Source organism: Lentzea sp. NPDC004782 (assembly GCF_040609115.1).
Classification (GTDB): Bacteria; Actinomycetota; Actinomycetes; order Mycobacteriales; family Pseudonocardiaceae; genus Lentzea.
Map to the genome: position 1 here is coordinate 69723 of NZ_JBEXJN010000034.1, position 18892 is coordinate 88614.

At 69.0% G+C, this 18892-nt stretch carries 13 protein-coding genes; 5 read left to right on the forward strand and 8 right to left on the reverse strand.

The window, feature by feature from the left end; genetic code table 11:
- Positions 1-2 precede the first annotated feature (2 nt).
- The 3 genes from ABZV40_RS28640 to ABZV40_RS28650 are packed head-to-tail and all read left to right on the forward strand — an operon-like array spanning position 3 to position 6805.
- Positions 3-5144, forward strand: coding sequence for a type I polyketide synthase (locus ABZV40_RS28640; protein WP_355448032.1), 5142 nt, complete (start codon positions 3-5; stop codon positions 5142-5144).
- Entirely contained in the window at positions 5141-6325 is a 1185-nt protein-coding gene (locus ABZV40_RS28645; RefSeq protein WP_355448035.1) for a cytochrome P450, read from the forward strand. The genes ABZV40_RS28640 and ABZV40_RS28645 overlap by 4 nt, the downstream gene beginning before the upstream one ends.
- A 51-nt stretch (positions 6326-6376) precedes the next feature.
- Entirely contained in the window at positions 6377-6805 is a 429-nt protein-coding gene (locus ABZV40_RS28650) for a hypothetical protein (RefSeq protein ID WP_355448038.1), read from the forward strand.
- On the opposite strand, the gene ABZV40_RS28655 is transcribed toward ABZV40_RS28650, so the two are convergent.
- Complete coding sequence (locus tag ABZV40_RS28655; RefSeq protein WP_355448041.1) at positions 6802-7179, reverse strand: DUF5997 family protein; 378 nt, start codon at positions 7177-7179, stop codon at positions 6802-6804. The genes ABZV40_RS28650 and ABZV40_RS28655 overlap by 4 nt on opposite strands.
- Before the next feature lie 38 nt (positions 7180-7217).
- Here ABZV40_RS28655 and ABZV40_RS28660 point away from each other — a divergent pair, with 38 nt between their 5' ends.
- Positions 7218-7907 (forward strand): LysR family transcriptional regulator substrate-binding protein, encoded by a 690-nt coding sequence (locus tag ABZV40_RS28660; protein WP_355448044.1) that lies wholly within the window; start codon positions 7218-7220, stop codon positions 7905-7907.
- Here ABZV40_RS28660 and ABZV40_RS28665 read toward each other — a convergent pair.
- The 4 genes from ABZV40_RS28665 to ABZV40_RS28680 are packed head-to-tail and all read right to left on the reverse strand — an operon-like array spanning position 7904 to position 11731.
- Entirely contained in the window at positions 7904-8098 is a 195-nt protein-coding gene (locus tag ABZV40_RS28665; protein ID WP_355448047.1) for a ferredoxin, read from the reverse strand. The genes ABZV40_RS28660 and ABZV40_RS28665 overlap by 4 nt on opposite strands.
- 16 nt (positions 8099-8114) lie before the next feature.
- On the reverse strand, positions 8115-9293 hold the full coding sequence (locus ABZV40_RS28670) for a cytochrome P450 (RefSeq protein ID WP_355448050.1): 1179 nt from the start codon (positions 9291-9293) through the stop codon (positions 8115-8117).
- 1 nt (position 9294) lies between these two features.
- Positions 9295-10350 carry a DegT/DnrJ/EryC1/StrS family aminotransferase gene (locus ABZV40_RS28675; RefSeq protein WP_355448053.1) on the reverse strand — a complete coding sequence of 352 codons (1056 nt, stop codon included), beginning with the start codon at positions 10348-10350 and terminating at the stop codon, positions 9295-9297.
- A 7-nt stretch (positions 10351-10357) separates the two neighbouring features.
- Complete coding sequence (locus ABZV40_RS28680) at positions 10358-11731, reverse strand: glycosyltransferase (protein WP_355448056.1); 1374 nt, start codon at positions 11729-11731, stop codon at positions 10358-10360.
- Between the two features lie 184 nt (positions 11732-11915).
- Here ABZV40_RS28680 and ABZV40_RS28685 point away from each other — a divergent pair, with 184 nt between their 5' ends.
- Positions 11916-14660 carry an AAA family ATPase gene (locus ABZV40_RS28685; RefSeq protein ID WP_355448059.1) on the forward strand — a complete coding sequence of 915 codons (2745 nt, stop codon included), beginning with the start codon at positions 11916-11918 and terminating at the stop codon, positions 14658-14660.
- 87 nt (positions 14661-14747) lie between these two features.
- On the opposite strand, the gene ABZV40_RS28690 is transcribed toward ABZV40_RS28685, so the two are convergent.
- From ABZV40_RS28690 to ABZV40_RS28700, 3 genes are read right to left on the reverse strand one after another with little or no spacing between them, the layout of a single operon-like run.
- The gene (locus ABZV40_RS28690) at positions 14748-16355 is read right to left on the reverse strand and encodes a bifunctional 3-(3-hydroxy-phenyl)propionate/3-hydroxycinnamic acid hydroxylase (protein WP_355448062.1); all 1608 of its coding nucleotides are present in this window, start codon (positions 16353-16355) and stop codon (positions 14748-14750) included.
- Positions 16356-16372: 17 nt separating this feature from the next.
- Complete coding sequence (locus ABZV40_RS28695) at positions 16373-17581, reverse strand: 3-deoxy-7-phosphoheptulonate synthase (RefSeq protein ID WP_355448065.1); 1209 nt, start codon at positions 17579-17581, stop codon at positions 16373-16375.
- A gap of 35 nt (positions 17582-17616) precedes the next feature.
- A complete protein-coding gene (locus ABZV40_RS28700; RefSeq protein WP_355448068.1) occupies positions 17617-18639 on the reverse strand; it encodes an FkbO/Hyg5 family chorismatase in 1023 nt (340 codons plus the stop codon).
- Positions 18640-18892: the final 253 nt, after the last annotated feature.

Here is an 18892-nt window from a genome sequence, read left to right on the forward strand (position 1 = left end):
CGATGCCGAACGAAGAGAAGCTCGTTGAGTACCTGAAGTGGGTCACCGCTGATCTCGCCCAGACCCGCCGGCGGCTGGAGGAGGTCGAGGCCGGCAGGCACGAGCCGGTCGCGATCGTCGGCATCGCCTGCCGCTTTCCCGGCGACGTCCGTTCCTCCGAGGACCTCTGGCAGCTGGTGGCCGAAGGCCGCGACGCCATCACCGGGTTCCCGACCGACCGCGGCTGGGACCTCGGCACGCTGGCCGGCGGCACCAGCGCCACGCTGCAGGGCGGGTTCCTCTACGACGCCGCCGACTTCGACCCCGGCTTCTTCGGCATCTCGCCCCGTGAAGCCCTCGCCATGGACCCCCAGCAACGGCTCCTGCTGCAGACCGCCTGGGAAGCCGTCGAACGCGCGGGCATCGACCCGACGACGTTGCGCGGCTCCCGCACCGGTGTGTTTGTGGGCACCAACGGCCAGGACTACGGCCACGTCCTGATCGCCTCCCAGGAGGATGTCGAGGGCCACGCCGGTATGGGCACCGCGGCCAGCGTCATCTCCGGACGCATCTCCTACACGTTCGGCTTCGAGGGCCCGGCCGTCACGGTCGACACCGCGTGCTCTTCTTCTCTCGTCGCACTGCATCTGGCCTCGCAGGCGCTGCGCAACGGCGAGTGTTCGCTCGCCCTGGCCGGTGGCGTCACCGTCATGGCGACTTCCTCCAACTTCGCCGGATTCACCCGACAGGGTGGACTCGCGACTTCGGGCCGTTGCAAGGCGTTCTCGGACGACGCGGACGGTACCGGCTGGTCCGAGGGCATCGGCGTGCTGCTCGTCGAGAAGCTCTCTGACGCCCGGCGCAACGGCCACCCGGTGCTCGCCGTCGTCGCCGGCAGCGCGATCAACCAGGACGGCGCCTCCAACGGCCTGTCCGCCCCCAACGGCCCCGCCCAGCGTGAGGTGATCAAGGCCGCGCTCGCCTCCGCGGGCCTGTCCGCGTCCGATGTGGACGCCGTCGAGGCGCACGGGACCGGCACCGTGCTGGGAGATCCGATCGAGGCCGAGGCGCTGCTCGCCACCTACGGCCAGGACCGCGCGACCCCGCTGCACCTCGGCGCGATCAAGTCCAACATCGGCCACACCCAGGCCGCGGCGGGCGTCGCGGGCGTCATCAAGATCGTCGAGGCGCTGCGCCACGACACCCTCCCGCCGACCTTGCACGTCACGTCGCCGTCGTCGCACGTCGACTGGTCCGCGGGCAACGTCAGCCTCCTCACCGAGACCACGCCGTGGCCGCGCACCGGCAAACCCCGCCGCGCCGGCGTTTCCTCCTTCGGGGTGAGCGGCACCAACGCCCACGTCATCATCCAGGAAGCACCCGAGGCGCCTGAACGGTCCACTTACGACACGACCAGCCCGGAACTGTCGGACCCCTCTGAGACGATTGGAGTGGGGACCTCGGTCTCCCCCGGAGGGGGCCCAACCGGGATCGATACAGCAGGAGCGGGGCAGGACCTCGCGGGCAGGCACCCGTTCGTGGTGTCGGCGAAGTCGCCGAATGCCCTGAAAGCCCGCATCGAGCAGCTCAAGGCCGTCCAGGGCGAGCCGCGGGACGTCGCGTACTCGTTGCTCACCACCCGGCCGACGACGTTCGACCACCGCGCGGTCGTTCTCGACGGCGACGTCATCGCCACCGGAACCGTGGCGCGCAAGCCGGTCGCCGCGCTGTTCTCCGGGCAGGGCGCGCAGCGGGCCGGCATGGGCAAGGAGCTGTACGAGGCGTTCCCGGTCTTCCGGGAAGCCCTCGACTCCGCTCTCGAACACCTGCCGAGCGGGCTCAAGCAGGTCATGTGGGAGGACGAGGAGAAGCTCGACCAGACCGGGTGGACCCAGCCCGCGCTGTTCGCGTTCGAGGTCGCGCTGTACCGGCTGCTGGAGAGCTACGGCTTCAAGGCGGACAAGGTCGCCGGCCACTCCATCGGCGAGATCGCCGCCGCGCACGTCGCCGGGGTGCTCACGCTCGAGGACGCCGCCAGGCTCGTCACCGAACGTGCCCGCCTCATGCAGGACCTGCCGCCGGGCGGCGTGATGATCGCGATCCAGGCCACCGAGGACGAGATCGTCCCGCATCTGACCAGCGGCGTCTCCCTGGCCGCGATCAACGCCGAGGACTCCGTTGTCATCGCCGGTGTTGAACAAGAGGCACGTAGGATTGTTGAACGATTCAACGATAGGAAGACCAAGCAGCTGCCGGTCAGCCACGCGTTCCACTCACCGCTGATGGAACCGATGCTCGACGACTTCCGCAGCGCCATCGCGGGCATTTCGTTCAACGATCCGACGATCCCGCTGTTCACTCGTGGGATTGTTCAACAATCCGACTACTGGGTCGGCCACGTCCGGGACACCGTCAGGTTCACCGACAACATCAACGACATCGGTGACGCCACGTTCGTCGAGATCGGGCCGAGCGCCGTCCTCGCCGCACTCGTCGACCACGCCATCCCGACGATGCGCAAGGACAAGGACGAGGTCACCGCGTTCATCACCGCACTGGCCAAGCTCTACACCACCGGCAGCAAGATCAGCTGGCCCGGGAACGGCAACAAGATCGGCCTGCCCACCTACCCGTTCGACACCGAGCGCTTCTGGCCGCGGAGCACCATGGCACCGGGCACCCAGCCGAACGCCAGCCGCCCGGCGCTCTACGAGGTCGACTGGGTCAAGTCCACTGTGGACGCGAAGGCGATCACGGGCGCGCGCTGGGCCATCATCGGCGGCGACGAGTTCGACCTCGCCCACGTCCTGTACGCGGCGGGCCAGTCCGTCAGCGGCTACGGCGAAACCCTCACCGAGGCCGCCCAGCCCACCACGCCCGACGTGTTCGTCGTGGCCGTCACCGGCGAGAACACCCCGGAAAGCGTGCACGCCAGCACCCAGCGCGCCCTGAACATCCTGCAGGAGGCGCTGCAGTTCGAGAACTCCCGCGTCGTCTTCGTCAGCCGCGGCGCCGCATCGGGCGAAGACCTCGCCGCGGCGGCGGTGTGGGGCCTCGTCCGCACCGCGCAGGCGGAGAACCCCGGCCGGTTCCTGCTCGTCGACAGCGACGGCCTCGACGTCTCCGGCGCCCTGCTCACCGAGCTCGTCAACGGCGACGAGCCGCAGGTGATCGTCCGCGAGGGCAGGGTCAAGGTCGCCCGGCTGAAGGAACTCCCCGAGAACCCCGAGGCCAGGCACGAGTGGGCCGAGGACGAGACCGTCCTCATCACCGGCGGTACCGGCGGCCTCGGCGCCGAGCTCGCCAAACACCTCGTCACCCGGCACGGCGTCAGGCACCTGCTGCTCGCCAGCCGCCGCGGCGAGGAGGCACCCGGCGCGCAGAACCTCAAGCGGGAGCTGGAGAACAAGGGCGCCACCGTCACCATCGCGGCCGCCGACATCGCGAACCCGAACGACGTCCAGACCCTGTTCGCCGCCGCGGACCGCCCGCTCACCACCGTGATCCACACGGCCGGCGTGCTGGACGACGCCCTCGTCGACGCCCTCACCCCCGACCGCCTCACCAGCGTCCTCACGCCGAAGGTCGACGCCGCGCACCTGCTCGCCCAGCACGACCTCAAGCTGCTCGTCCTCTACAGCTCCGTCGCAGGCGTCCTGGGCGCGGCCGGCCAGGGCAACTACGCCGCCGCCAACGCCTACCTCGACGCCCTCGCGAAGAACCGCCCCAACACCATCAGCCTCGCCTGGGGCCCGTGGGCGCAGGACGGCGGCATGACCGCGGGCCTCAGCGACGCCGCCATGGACCGCATCCAACGCTCCGGCATGCCGCCACTGGCCGCCGAACAGGGTCTCGCGCTGTTCGACGCCGCCCTCGCCGAGCGCAAGCCCGCCGTGGTCCCGATGCACGTCAACCGCAACCAGCAACGCGTCGCGCCGCTGCTGCGCGACATCGTCGACGAGCAGAACCTCCCGCAGCAGAGCCAGCTCGCCGCCGTGACCGTGCTGGACCGGCTGCGCAACACCGACCCCGACGAGCGTGCGGACAAGGTGCGTGAGCTCGTCGTCGGCACCTGCGCGGCCCTGCTCGGCCACAACGACGCGTCCAAAGTGGACCCGGAGAAGAACTTCCTGGAACTGGGCTTCGACTCGCTCATCGCCGTCGAGCTGCGCAACCAGCTCAACGACATGCTCAACCTGAAACTCCCCGGCAGCGCCGTGTTCGACAGCGGCACCCCCGCCGCGCTGGCCGCCAGGGTCGACGGCGAGCTCGGCACCATCGCCGGACCGGCCACGAGCAACGGCACGGTCGTCAACGCCCAGGACACGGTGTTCGGCCTGTTCATGCAGAGCGTCACCACCGGCAAGGTCGTCGAGGGCCTGCGGATGCTCAAGGCCGTCGCGAACCTCCGCCCGATGTTCGACAGCCCCGCCGAACTGGAGGACCTCCCCGTCCCCGTCACGCTCGCCGACGGACCGAAGCTGCCGAAGCTCGTCTGCGTCAGCGCCCCCGGCGCCACCGCGGGCGTGCACATGTACGCACGGCTCGCCGCCCACCTGCGCGGCAAGCGGCACGTGTCCGCGTTGCCGCTCATCGGTTTCGGTGAAGGCGAGGCCCTCCCGCGCACCACCGAGGCCGCCGCCCGGTTCGTCGCCGAGAGCATCCTCAACGGCACCGACGGCGACCCGTTCGTCCTGGTGGGACACTCCTCCGGCGGCACGCTCGCCTACTTCGCCGCGGCGGTGCTGGAGGAGACCTGGGGCATCACGCCGGAAGCGGTGATCATGCTCGACACCCTGAGCATGAACTACAACTCCAGCGAGGGCATGGACTTCGACGCCGTCACGACGAACTACTTCAACACCATGGACTCGCCCGCGGTGAACATGAACAGCACCCGCCTGTCCGCGATGGCCCACTGGTTCCCGCTCATCATCGACACCGGCCTGCACACGACGGTCCCGAAGCTGCTCATCCGCTGCGCGAACGAAGTCAAGGGCACCGACCTCGTCACCACCGACCAGGACGTCGACGTCCCCGCCGACGAGATCCGCGTCGTCGCCACCGACCACATGGCGATGGTCAAGGAGGACGCCGGCGTCGTCGCCGAGGTGATGGAGGACTGGCTCAGCACCCGTATCGAGAAACTGGAAGGCGTCCGATGACCACATCGCAGGAACTGCCCCTGATCGGGGTCGAACTGCCGTCGATCCTGACGTTCAGCGAACTCCGGCTGCGGTTGCAGGAGCAGGCGCCGGTGTGCCGCATCCGGACGCCCGCGGGCGACGAGGGCTGGCTCGTCACCCGCCACGCCGAGGTGAAGTCGCTGCTGCAGAACAACAAACTCGGCCGCAGCCACAAGGACCCGGCCACCGCGCCGCGGTTCCTGCGCAACCCCATGCTCGACATGCTCGTGACCAGCGACGACATCGAGGTCGAGAAAGAACGTCACGAGAAGAAACGCGTCCTGTACACCAAGAGCTTCGCCGCACGCCGCGTCATCGAACGCAAGGAACGCGTCGAGGCCATCGCCAACGCCAAGCTCGACGCCATCATCGCCGCCGGACCGCCGGTCGACCTGCACCAGGCCTACTCGATGGACTACTCGCAGCAGGCGTTGTGCGACATGGTCGGCATCCCGGTGCAGGACCGGCGCAAGCTGCTCGACATGATGGACACCGTCGGCGCATCGGACCAGCAGCACGCCGAGGCCGGCATGGACCCGCTCTTCGGCTTCGCCGCCGAGATCGGCGAACGCCGCCGGTCCGACCTCGGCGACGACGTCATCTCGCGCTTCATCGAGACCGGACTGACGAACGACGAGATCGGGCTGCACGTCGTCACGCTGCTGTTCACCGGCCTCGCGGGACTCGCCAGCCACCTCGACTTCGGCGTGCTGCTGTTCCTGCGCAACCCCGACCAGCGCGACAAGGCCATGTCCGACCCGACGATCATGGCCCAGGCCGTGGACGAGGTCATGCGCGCCACCATCAGCTCACCCGTCCTGCCCCGCTACGCCAGCGAGGACATCGAGATCGGCGGCGTCACGATCTCCGAAGGCGACCTGGTGATGCTGGACTTCAGCCTCGCCAACTTCGACCCGCGCGCGTTCGACGACCCGCACAAGTTCGACGTCACCCGCTCGCCCAACCACCACTTCACGTTCGGTCACGGCATGCGGCACTGCACCGGCGCCCCGCTCGTGCGGATCATCCTCGGCGTCGCGTTCACGACGCTGTTCGAACGCCTGCCCGGCCTCAGGCTCGCCGTGCCGGAGTCGGAGCTGGAGTCCCACCCCGGCGGCCGCCTGGCCGGTGGCTTGGAGAAGTTCCCGCTCACCTGGTGACGGGAGCCACCTGTCAGCACCGTGTCAGTGCTTGCTGGCACGGTGCTGCGCATGGCGAAGAAGTTCAAGAGCATCGTGCTCACGGTCGGCCTGGCCGCGGGCATCGCGCTGCTGGGCGGCACGCCGGCGACGGCCGAGACGGCACCGGGCTGCTCGCGCGTCACGCAGATCGGCGCGACGAAGATCCTCAAGGGCGCCGGCGAGACCATCGCCTCGATCAAGCAGTTCGTCGGCTGCGACAAGAACTACGGCTACACGTTCGTGTGGGAGTCGTGGGCGAGCACGCACCGCGGCTTCGACGCGGGCGCCGGCCTGTGGGTCAAGGGCATCGGTGACCTGCAGGGCTACAACGTCGACCCGAAGAACGACCGCGAGGTGTGGTCCGACGGCCTGCACACCGTCAACAAGTGCACCAAGGCCTACGGCGCGGTCGGCCGCGGCGAGACGGTCTACGCGGCCGACACCGAAGAGCGCTGCTAGGACTGCTCGTCGAGGCGCGCCTTCTCCGCGAGGCGCGCTTCCTCGGCCTTGAACTCCTTGTAGGTGGCGCGCTCGCGGACCAGCCACTCCGGGTTCTCGTCCTTGATCGCGTTGATCTGCTCGGTGGTCAGCGCCTCGGTGATGCCGGCCCGCACCAGGCCGGACGTCGAGATGCCGAGCTTCTGCGCGATGAGCTGCTTGGGGTGCGGGCCGTTGCGGCGCAGCTCCCGCAGCCACTCCGGCGGGTTGGCCTGCAGCTCGCCCAGCTCGTCGCGCGACACGACCCCCGCCTGGAACTCCTCGGGCGTGGCCTCGAGGTACACGCCCAGCTTCTTCGCGGCGGTGGCGGGCTTCATGGTCTGCTGCGACTTCATGCGCACAGAGTAACCGTTGCGTCCGGTAGCCTCAGCGCGTGACCGGATCGTTCACGCTCGCGTACGTCCCAGGCGTGACGCCGGGCAAATGGGCACGGGTCTGGCAGGAACGCCTGCCGGGGACCGAGCTGACCCTCGTGCAGGTGACCACCGCCGAAGCCGCGGCGAAAGTGCGCGAGGGCGAGGCCGACGCCGCGCTGCTGCGGCTGCCGGGCGACCGCGAGGACCTGCACGCGATCCCGCTCTACACCGAGACCACGGTCGTCGTGTTCCCGAAGGACCACGAGTTCGCCGCGGCCGGCGAGCTGTCCCTTGAGGACCTGAAGCCGCACGTGCTGTGGCAGCCGCTCGACGACACCCTGGAGTGGGACGAGATCCCAGGCCAGGCGCCGGTCGAGCGGCCCGGGACCACCGCGGACGCGATCGAGATCGTGGCCGCGGGGGTGGGGCTGCTGGTCGTGCCGCAGTCGCTGGCCCGGCTGCACCACCGCAAGGACCTCAAGTACGTGCCGCTGACCGGTGCCCCGCAGTCACGGGTGGCGCTGTCGTTCCCGATCCGCGACGAGAACCCCGAGCTGGTCGAGCACATGATCGGCATCGTCCGCGGCCGCACGGTCAACAGCAGCCGCGGCCCGCAGCCCGAACCCGCCGAGCAGCAGCAGCGGCGGAGCCCCCGGCAAAGGCAGAAACAGCCCGCCAAGCGCGCGAAGCCCCGCCGCGGCCGTTAGTCGTGGACGGTGATCGCCTGCGCCGGGCAGATGCCACGAGCCGTGCGCGCGGTGGTCTCCGCCTCACCGGTCGGGTTGTCGTCGAGCACCGTGACGAACCCGTCGTCGTCCTGGTCGAACACGTCCGGCGCGGCCAGCACGCACTGAGCCGAGCCGATGCACCTGCCGGTGTCCACACTGATCCGAGCCATTGCCGTCCTCCAAGAGTTACCAGCGCACAGGTAGCGCGTGGAGTCCGAAGAGGACTCCGTCGTACTTGAACTGCAGCTCCTCCAGCGGCACCGCGACCTCCAGGGCCGGGATCCGCCCGAACAGCCCGCGGTAGGCGACGTCCATCTCCAGCCGCACCAGGTTCTGGCCGAGGCACTGGTGCACGCCGTACCCGAACGCCACGTGCCCGGTGGCCGAGCGGGACGGGTCGAACTCGTGCGGCCGTTCGAACATCTCCGGGTCGTGGTTCGCCCCGGCCACGAGCGGCACGATGCCCTCGCCGGCGCGGACCAGCTGCCCGCCGATCTCCACGTCCTCGATCGCCACCCGCAGCGCCACCAGGTCGGCCACCGAGTGGTAGCGCAGCAGCTCCTCGATCGCGCGGTCGTCGTCGATCCACTGCTTCTGCTGCAGCAACGTGACGACGCCGAGCGAGATGTTGTTCGCGGTCGTCTCGTGGCCCGCGATGAGCAGCAGCATCGAGACACCGGACAGCTCCTGGGGCGTCAGCAGACCGCCCTGCAGGAGCCTGCTGATCAGGTCGTCGCCCGGTCGCTTGGACTTGATGGTGATCAGCCGGTTGATGTAGCGCAGCAGGTGCTCCGACGCCTTGTCCCGTTCCTCGTCGGTCGACGTCAGCGTCACGAGGACCTTCGTCTTCTCCTCGAAGAAGTCCCTGTCCACTTTGGGCACACCCAGCAGGGAGGAGATCACCAGCGACGGCACCGTCAGGGAGAAGTCCTCGACGAGCTCGGCGGTGTTGCCCTTCGCGAGCATCCCGTCGATGGCGCGGTCGACGATCTCCTCGACCGCCGGCCGCAGCGACCGGATGCGGCGCACCGTGAACTCGGGGATCAGCGCCTTGCGGAACCTGTTGTGGTCCGGCGGGTCCAGCGACACGAACCAGCCCGGCACCTCGTCCGCGGACGGCGCGCCCACCGTCCGCGACGGACGTGGAAAGCCCTCGTGCGTCGGGTTGGAGCTGATCCGCGGGTCGGTGAGGACCGCGCGCACCTCCTCGTGCCGCGTGACCAGCCAGACGGTCTCGCCGGACGGCAGCGCGGCCTTCACCAGGCCGGGCCGGTTGCGGAACTCCTGGTACTCGGGAGGGGGGAACGGCGCACCGGGACGGCGCATCATGAACGGGACTAGGTCGGCGGCGGCGTCAGTGGTCATGTCATCCCTCGTAGAACTGGCGGACTTGCCCCACGATGTAGTCCTGGTCGTCTTCGGTCAGCTCGGCGTGGGTGGGGAGGTACAACCCGTCCTCGGCGAACCGGTTCGCGTTCAGCGACGGCCACACCGGGTCGAGATAGCCGGGCTGCCTGCTCATCGGCTTGAAGAAGAGGCGGGTCTCGATCCCCTTCCCGGCGAGGAACTCCATGAGCTCCCCACGGCGCTGCGCGCGCAGGTCGTACATCCACAACACGTCACGCGGCGGCATGAGCGTGATGCCCTCGATGCCCCGAAGGCCTTCGTCGTACCGCTTCTCGATCCGCGCACGCGTCGCGATGATCTCGTCGAGGCGTTCGGTCTGCGCGAGCGCGACCGCCGCCTGCAGGTTGGTCATGCGGAAGTTGTAGGCGAGCTTCTTGTGCAGGAAGCTGTGGTCGCGGGTGAACGCCATGCCGCGCAGGTGCGCCATCTGCCGGGCCAGGTGCGGGTCGTTCGTGACGCAGATGCCGCCCTCACCGGAGGTGATGATCTTGTTGGCGAACAGCGAGAACGCCGCGATGTCACCGGTCGGCTTGACGCCGTGGGCCTCCGCGGAGTCCTCGACCACGCGCAGGTTGTACTCGTAGGCCAGTTCGAGGATCGGCTCCATGTCGCACTGCCGGCCGTAGACGTGCACCGGCATGATCACCTTGGTGCGCGGGGTGATCTTCTCCTCGATCCTGGTGACGTCGATGTTCAGGTCGTCCGCGCAGTCGACGAACACGGGCGTGGCACCGGTGTAGGTGACTGCCCACGCCGAAGCGATCATCGTGAACTCGGGGACGATCACCTCGTCGCCGGGCCCGACGCCCAGGGCGCGCAACGCGAGCGTCAGCGCCGTCGTACCGGACGAGCAGGCGACGCCGTACCGGACGTTGTTGTAGGCGGCGAAGGCTTCCTCGAACTGCGGCACGTACGGGCCCTGCGAGGAGATCCAGCCGTCGGTCACGGCCTTCGTCGTGTAGTCGAGCTCGTTGCCGCGCAAGGAAGGCATCGAGACCGGGTAGCGGTAGCTCATCGTCAACTCACTTCGCGGACAGCGCGGGAAGGGACAGGATCAGGTCGGCGGCGGTCTTGCGGCCACCGGCGGCGTGCTGCAGCGCGGCGAGACGCTCGGCGTTCTCGCGGAACGACGGGTCGTCCAGGACGCGGGTGAGCTTGTCCACGACGTCCTGCGGATCGACGGTGTGCGGCTTGTCCAGCGTCAGCCCGACCCCGAAGCTCTCCGCCCGCACCGCCTGGTCGTAGCAGTCGACCCACAGCGGCCGCGACACCATCGGCTTGCCGAAGTAGATGCTTTCGGTGTAGGCGTTTCCGCCCGCGTGCGTGAAGAACAGCTTGACGTTCGGGTGTGCCAGGACGTCGAGCTGCGACGGCACCCACGTCTCGACGCGCAGGTTCGGCGGGAGCGTGTCAGGCAGGTGCTCCTGCTGGTCGCGGGGCAGCTTCCACAGCACCGAGTGCTTGCCCTCCAACCGGTGCGCGACCTGCACGAACGCCTCGACCTGGGGGCGGGTCAGCCGGGTGATCGTGCCGAACCCCATGTACACCACGGACTTCTGCGCGTCCAGCCACTGGCCCAGCTCACCCGGTTCGGCCTGGGGCAGCGGCGGCACGAGCGCGCCGACCGTGCGGATCTTCTCGGGGATGTCGAACGGGTAGTCCATCTCGGGGATCGAGTAGCACAGCACCAGCTCGGACTTCTCGACCCGCGCGAACTGACCGAGCGCCTCGGGTGAGATGCCGAGCTCTTCGACGACTCGGGCGTTCTCCGCGTTGCGTTCCTTGTTCTGCTTCGAGAAAGCCATCGCGAGCGTGCGCCACCCGAACAGCTTGTTGGCCCACCGTTGCGTGAAGGACATGTCCGCGGGCAAACCGGTGTGGGGGCGCGGGAACTCCGCGGGCGTGTAGGACGGGCCGATCGGGACCGCGGACGTGACGAGGTTCGACGGCACGAACGGGTTGCTGAGCACGAACGGGATTCCCTTGGTGATCGCGACCTCGTAGCCGAACATGCACATCGACTCGACGACCATCAGCGCGGGCCGGATCTCGTCGACGAGCTCGGCGAGCCTGCGGTACTTGGGAATGCGCAGCAGCGGCCGGTGCGTCTGCTCGATGACGGCTTTGCGCGCCTTGAACCTCGACCGCTGCGTCACCTTCGCGTAGATGTCGTCGGGCCACGTCACCGACGACATCTCCGGGATCACCTCACCGAGCGAGGCGAACCTGATCGGTGAGCCGACCGCGGCCGCCTCGACCTCCTCGCGGCCCTTGTCGTCGGTGGCGAACCACAGGTTCTCGACGCCGCGGCGCGACAGTTCCCCCGCTAGCACGAGCATGGGGTTCAGCAGGCCGCTTTCCGGCAGACTGACGAACAGGACCGGCCGCTGGCTCATGGACCTCACCCTTCTCCACGCCTGGTGAAGGCGAGCCTGCCGGACGTCGCACCGGAAGAAGCCCTAGTGTTGCGACGCACCCCAGGTCCAGGAGAAAACCTAGAACCGGCACGTATCGATTTCATGAGGATGTGTCCGCCTGAGAACCTCGATGCCGACTCGTCGTGGCGAGAGGTACATCATCATGACCAGGACGTCCGACAACAGCACCACCAGGGCACGGCTGCGCGGTCTCGTCGAGCGCGACGACCAGTGGGCCACCCTGGAGACGCTGTTGACGGACTCCCTGTCAGGATCCGGAAGGGTCGCGCTGCTCACCGGTCCGGTGGCGAGCGGGAAGACCGAGCTGCTGCACGCGTTCGGCGAGTCCTGCGGCGTCAGCTTCGTCAAGGCGACCTGTTCGGCGTTCGAACGCGACCTCCCTTTCGGTGTGGTGGGCCAGATCTTCCACCCGCTGGACGCGCCGGCCGAGGTGGGTGAGCTGCTCGACGCGGCCGCCCGGTCCGCCGACGGTCCCACGGCCCGGCAGCTGCACGCGTTGTGCATCGCGCTGATGGACCTGACGGCCGAGTCACCGCTGGTGATCGGCATCGACGACGTGCAGCACGCCGACTCGTCGTCACTGCACTGGCTGCTGTACCTGATCCGGCGGCTCGGCCAGGTCAAGGTGCTGCTGATGCTGACCGAGACCGCGTCACCGCGCGCCGCGCACACACCCCTGCACACGGAGTTGTTGCGGCACCCGCATTGCCGCGACGTGCAGCTGGCGCCGTTGAGCGCGCTGGACGAGATCTTCGAGTCGCCGCAGCACGCCGCGGACGCGATGGCGCTCACCGGCGGCAACCCGTTGCTGGTGCGGTCGTTGCTGGACGACCAGCGGTTGTGCAAGCCGCGCGACGACGGCGGCCTCGTCGTCGGGCCCAGCTACCGGCGAGCGCTGGTCAGCTGCCTGCACCGGTGCGAGAACCACGTGCTGCCGGTCGCGCGGGCACTGGCCGTGACGGGCGAGAACGCGAGCCGCGAGTCGTTGGGGCGCTTGGCCCGCGTGGACGCCGAGGCCGTCGACTCCGCTCTGGACGTGATGAACGAGGCGGGCCTGCTGCACGACGGGTGGTTCCGCGACCCGGCCGCGCGCGGTGCCGTCCTGGACGACCTGTCCACTCAGGACCGCAAGGAGATGTACCTGGGCGCGGCTTTGCTGCTGCACGACGAAGGCGCGCCCGCGACAGAGGTGGCGCCGTACCTGGTGATGGCCGACCACTCCGAGAACCCGTGGATGGTGCCGGTCTTCGAGGAGGCCGCCGAGCACGCGCTGCGCGACGAGCAGATCGACACGGCGTTGCGGTACCTGGAACTGGCGCACCGGGCGTGCGTCGAGGTGCACGGCAGGGCGGCGATCGCGGCGAAGCTCGTCCGGGTGGAGTGGCGGGTCAACCCGTCCGCCGCCGGACGACGACTGGGCGTGGTGGTGCCGGCCATGCGCGCCGGGCAGCTGTCGGACCGCGACGTGACCTCGCTGGTGCAGCCGATGCTGTGGAACTGCCAGGTCGACGAGGCCACCGAGGCGCTGGAACGGGTCCGGCGCGCCACGACGCCGAGCAGCGCCCTGCGCGCCATGGAGCTGTGGCTGGCCTGCTCGCACCCGACGCTCGCGCGGCGTCCCCAGTCCGAACCGGCGAAGTCCCGCACGGTGAGCCTCACCTCCGGCCCGATGCTCAAGGCCGTCACCGCCCTGGCGAACGTGCTGACGTACGGGGCGAACGACGCTTCCGCCACGGACGCCGAGCACGTGCTGCAGGCCGCGCGGCCGTCCGACAGCGGGTCGTGGGGCCCGGAGTCGGCGATGCTCGCGTTGCAGGCACTGGTGTACGCGGACCGGCTCGACGTGGCGGCGCGGTGGTGCGACCGGCTGCTGGAGGAGACACGGGTCAAGAACCTCGCGGTGGCACGGGCGTTCTTCTCCAGCGTGCGCGCCGAGGTGTCGTTGCGGCGCGGTGACCTGACGAGCTCGTTCGAGCACGCGCAGAACGCGCTGGACGTCATGCCCGCCGGCGGGTGGGGCGTGGCGCTGGGCCTGCCGCTGGGCGTGCTGATCAACGCCGCCACGAAGATGGGACGGCACGAGGAAGCGGCGGCGTTGCTGGAGCAGCCGGTGCCCGAGGCGATGTTCCAGTCCCGGTACGGCCTGCACTACCTGTACGCGCGCGGGCACCACTACCTGGCCACCTCACGGCACTACGCGGCGCTGGCGGACTTCCTGTCGTGCGGCGAGCTGATGACGTCGTGGGGTGTCGACCAGCCGGGGCTGGTGCCGTGGCGGACCTCGGCCGCGGAGGCCTGGCTGCTGCACGGCGCGAACCGGGACGAGGCGAAGCGGCTGATCAACGAGCAGCTGGCCCGGCTGGGACCGGAGGCGTCGCGCACGCGCGGGGTGGCGTTGCGGTTGCTGGCCGCCACGAACCAGCCGCACAACCGGCCGCAGCTGCTCCAGGACGCCGTGGCGGTCCTGGAGGAGTTCGGCGACCAGTACGAGCTGGCCCGAGCGCTGGCCGATCTCTCCAAGGCGCACCAGGCGTTGCGGGAGCACCGTCGCGCGTGGACGGTGGCCCGCCGGGCGTGGCACGTCGCGAACGTGTGCGACGCGGCGGAACTGTGCGAGGAACTGCTGCCGTCGCGTGGCAAAGCCGACGCCGAGGACGCTCCGGCGGAGGAGAAGCCGGTCGACCCGATCGCCACGCTGACCGACGCCGAACGACGGGTCGCGGCGCTGGCGGCGGTGGGGTACACGAACCGGGAGATCGCGTCGAAGCTGTACATCACGCCGTCGACGATCGAGCAGCACCTCACCAGGGTGTACCGGAAGCTGAACGTGAAGTACCGCAAGGACCTGCCCGCGGACCTGCACTCGTACCTGCCGAGCACGGCCTGAGCTGCGAGAACGAGGACTGTCAGACCTCTCTGCGAGAATAGAAGCAGGGGTCCCCCTGGCCGGGGGACCCCTGCGTCAGCTCGGCGGTCAGAGCAACGGCAGCTGCTCCTTGAGCTCCTTCACCAGCTCCGGCAGGTCCGCCCGGTCCTTGGCGAACCCGAACACGTAGTAGTCCGGCCGCACCAGCGCCGCCACCTTCCGGTGCCCGGCCAGCCACGGCAGGTACACCCGCTCCACGTCCACGACCTCGTGCGCTCGGGCGATCTTCGGCGGGATCCCGGCCGGCATCACGCGCACCAGCTGCGCGCCGAGCTTCTTGAGGAACTCGAGCTCGTCCTCACCCAGCGCCTCGTACGGGTCGAGCGTGGTGATCAGCTGCCACCCCCGCCCGGCGACCTCGTCGAACCGGTCGCGGACAGTCCCGCGCGCCACCACGCCCTGCGGCGACAGCTCTCCGTCCGGCAGCGAGACCCCGTCCGTGCTCCGCCGGACGATGCCATCCTCCAGCGCGTACGCGGACGGCGCGAGGTCGACGCCCTCCGGCTTGGACCGCATCGCGATCAGGAACGCGTCCCGGCGGGCGGCCGCGACCGGGTCCAGCTCCGACACGATCTTGCCGACCTCGATGGACATCTCGATCGTGTGCCGCACCTGCAACGCCCGCTCGGCCTGGTAGGCGTCCAGCAGCTCGTCGGAGGCGACGTCGCGGAGCACGAGGTCGAGCTTCCACGCCAGGTTCGCCGCGTCCCGGATGCCCGAGCACATGCCCTGCCCGGCGAACGGCGGCATCAGGTGCGCGGAGTCACCGGCCAGCAACAGCCGTCCGTCGCGCCACTTGTCGGCCATGGCGGCCTGGAAGGTGTAGACGATGTTGCGGGTCAGGTCGGCGTTGTCCGGCGTGACGTCGTAGGGCTTGAGCAGCTCCCACATGCGCTCCACGGTGGACAGCTCCTCGATCGACTCGCCGGGCAGGCGCATGAACTCCCACCGTCGGTGCCCGCGGCCGGACGCGACGATCGTGGTGGGCCTGGCCGGGTCGCACACCTGCACGTCGTTGGGGCGGAACGCGCGCTTCTCGTGGAAGACGACGTCGACCAGCAGCCAGTCGTGCTTGAAGTTCAGGTCGATCATGCGCGTGCCCATGACGTCGCGGACGAAGCTGTTCGCGCCGTCGCAGCCGACGACCCACTTCGCGGTCACCGGGCCCTCGAAGTCCGGTCCGGGAGCGGTGATCGAGACGAACGAGCCGTTGTCCTCGATCGCCTCCACCTTGTGCCCGAACAAGGTCGTGATGTTCGGCAACGTGGCCACGTGGTCGCGCAGCGCCCGTTCGAACGTGGGCTGGTGCATCACGGTCGCGATCGGCCAGCCGTCCCGGCCGGGCTCGTAGGGGGCCTCGAAGCTGAACAGCTCGCGGCCCTCGGCGTTCTGGAACATGTACTGCCCCAGCGGTTCGCCGAGCTCCATGAGGTCGGCGCCGATGCCGGCCGAGGCGAACGACCGCGCGGTCTCGCCGTCGAACGCGACCACGCGCGGGAACGGGTACTGGCCGCGGTACTTCTCCAGGATGACGACCCGCCATCCCTTGTGCGCGAGGAGGATGGACAGAACGAGGCCGACCGGGCCGCAACCGACGACCGCGACATCAGCGGCGGTCTCGGCGGCGGCCCGGTCGGCCGGCTGCGGTGACGTCATCTGTTTCCCCGTCTGGGTCAGAAGAACGCGTCGATCACCCTGAGCGCCTGGTCGGGGTTCAGCCGCGGGTCGCAAAGGGTCTCGTAGCGCTCGGAGAGAGCCTTCTCGTCGGGCACGGAGCCACCGACGCACTCCGTCACGTCGGTCGCGGCCGCTTCCAGGTGCAAGCCCGCCGCGTGTGCGCCCTCGGTCTCGAGGATGTGCCGGAACGCCGTGGCCTCCTCGATGATATGAGAGACAAGTCGAGTCTTTCGCCCAGTTCCGGTCGTCACCGTGTTGCCGTGCATGGGGTCGGAGACCCAGACGACCGGGTGGCCGGCGCGCTGCACGGCGCGCACGATCGGTGCGAGCGCGACGTGGATGTCCTCGTGTCCCATGCGGACGATCAGCGTCAACCGGCCGGGCGTGTGGTGCGGGTCGAGCAGCTGGCACAGCCGCACGACGGTCTCCGGGTCCGCGGTCGGGCCGATCTTGCAGCCGATCGGGTTCGCGATCGAGGCGAACATGCTGACGTGCGCGTGGTCGAGCTGGCGGGTGCGCTCGCCGATCCACGGGAAGTGCGTCGAGGTGAGGAACTGCTCTCCGGTGCGCTCGTCGGTGCGGATGAGCGCGTTCTCGTAATCCAGCACCAATGCCTCGTGAGCGACCCACGGGCCACCGTCCAGTTCCTCGGCGGTTCCCGCCCAATGGGCGCGCACTTCTCGGATAACCGCGGACGACGCGTCGTAGGCCATCAGCATTCGTTCGGGGTCATGTCGACGGGCCGCGGTGTCGGCTTCGAACGAATTGACCAGCTCACCCCGGAACGACGGCAGGTCGACTCCGCCGACCGTTTCGAAGTTGCTCGAACGAGGTTTCGCGTACTGGCCCGCCATCCGTCCGAAACGTGCCACCTGCTGACCCGAGCGTTCCGCCATGCGGGCGGCGATGCGCTGGATGTTGCGCACCTTTCGGGAAGTTGTCAGCGGGTCGGCGTCGGAAAAGGACTCCGCGCAGTCGCCGAGCTGCAGCACGCGCGCCTCGCCGAGCGCGGCGAGACCGAGCGCGCGCTTCGCCTCGCGAATTTCGGAATGCGCGACCAGGGGGAGTGCGCCGGAGAGCTCGGCCTCGATCAGGTCGTACTCCGGGTGGTGGTGCCAGTGGGGTTGCTGCGTCGCCGGCAACGTCATCCACGGGGCGGTGGTCCGGGTGTACGTGAACTCCGTCAGCTTCACCGTCTGAGGCATTGTGCTCACTCCTGGTTCTGGTTCGGCCGGACGTTTCAGGCGACGATGCCCTCGATCTCCACGAGGAGATCGGCGCGGCAGACGTCGACGTTCAGGTACTGGACGCGGGCGTTCGGGGAGAAACGCTCCTCGCACATCGCGCGCACGAGCGGGATGTCGCAGCGGTGCCGGACGTAGACCTTGATGTTGTCGAGGTCCAGCAGGGAATTGCCCTGCGTGATCTCGTAGTCCGCCAGGTTCTCGTCGGAAATGAGGTGCTCGATGTTGTCCAGTGACAACTTCACCTGTGCCGCGATGTCGCCGGCGTGCAGGGTCTCGTGCCCGCGGATGCTGGCCGTCCCGGCCACGTAGATCTGTCCTGACCTGCGGTCGGTGTGCGTGGCGGCGAGGTAGGTGGCGCGCGCGAACTTGGGCGGGCGCGGGCCGTACTGCCTCGGGTAGTGGTAGGCGGCCATCTGCTTGGAGTTCTCCACCGACGTGAGCGCGGCGGAGCGGGAGGCGAGGAAGTAGAAGGCGATCCCGCCGCCCAGCGAGCCGATTCCGGTCGCGCTCGGCACCTCTTTGTCGCCGAAGCAGAAGAGCTCGAACGCCTCCGCGCGGCCCTTGCAGAAGTCCCGGTAGATCTCCAGGCCCTCGGCGTTGTCGGCGTTGATGTCGTTGATGAAGTTCCACATGCGGAAGCAGTTCTTGTAACCGAGCGTGTCCATGAGGTCCAGCGCCGCGACGTAGGCGGCGCGGGTGTCCTCGGTGTAGCGGCCGGTCGGGGCGATGCGGCCGGCGACGAGCAGGTACTCGCCGTCGTGGGCGTAAACGACGCCGTGGTGCTCGCCGGTCTCGACCGGGCGGTCGGTCGTCCACACCTCCGCGAACGCCTCACCGTCGTCGGCGGCCATGTGCAGGTCGAGGGTCAGAAGGCCATTCTCGACACGCGGGGCGGTGCACTCGGTGGTGTAGTTGATGACGCCGAGAACGTTTCCGGTGGCCGCTGCGTCGTTGACTTCGGTCAGGCCGATGAACGCGGAGCTGGGAAGGTTCACCGTCTGCTGGGCCTGAGTCATTGAAATGCCCCTCCGAGGAGTAGGTAAAACAGGTGGCGGAGTGAAACCCGGTGATTCTTCGGATCTTGTTGTCCGGGCTTTCTTCCGGGCCGGTGACCAAAGATTAGCCACTGGGCGTGCCCGGCAAAACGGCTCCGCCGGGGAAAGCACTTCCGGGCGGGATGATAGGGGGGTCCTAGGGGGGTGCTAGGGGATTTCCTACTTACTGGCCCCGTGAGGCCGAGGCTAGCATCGCTCGAGGTGCAAGCCACGT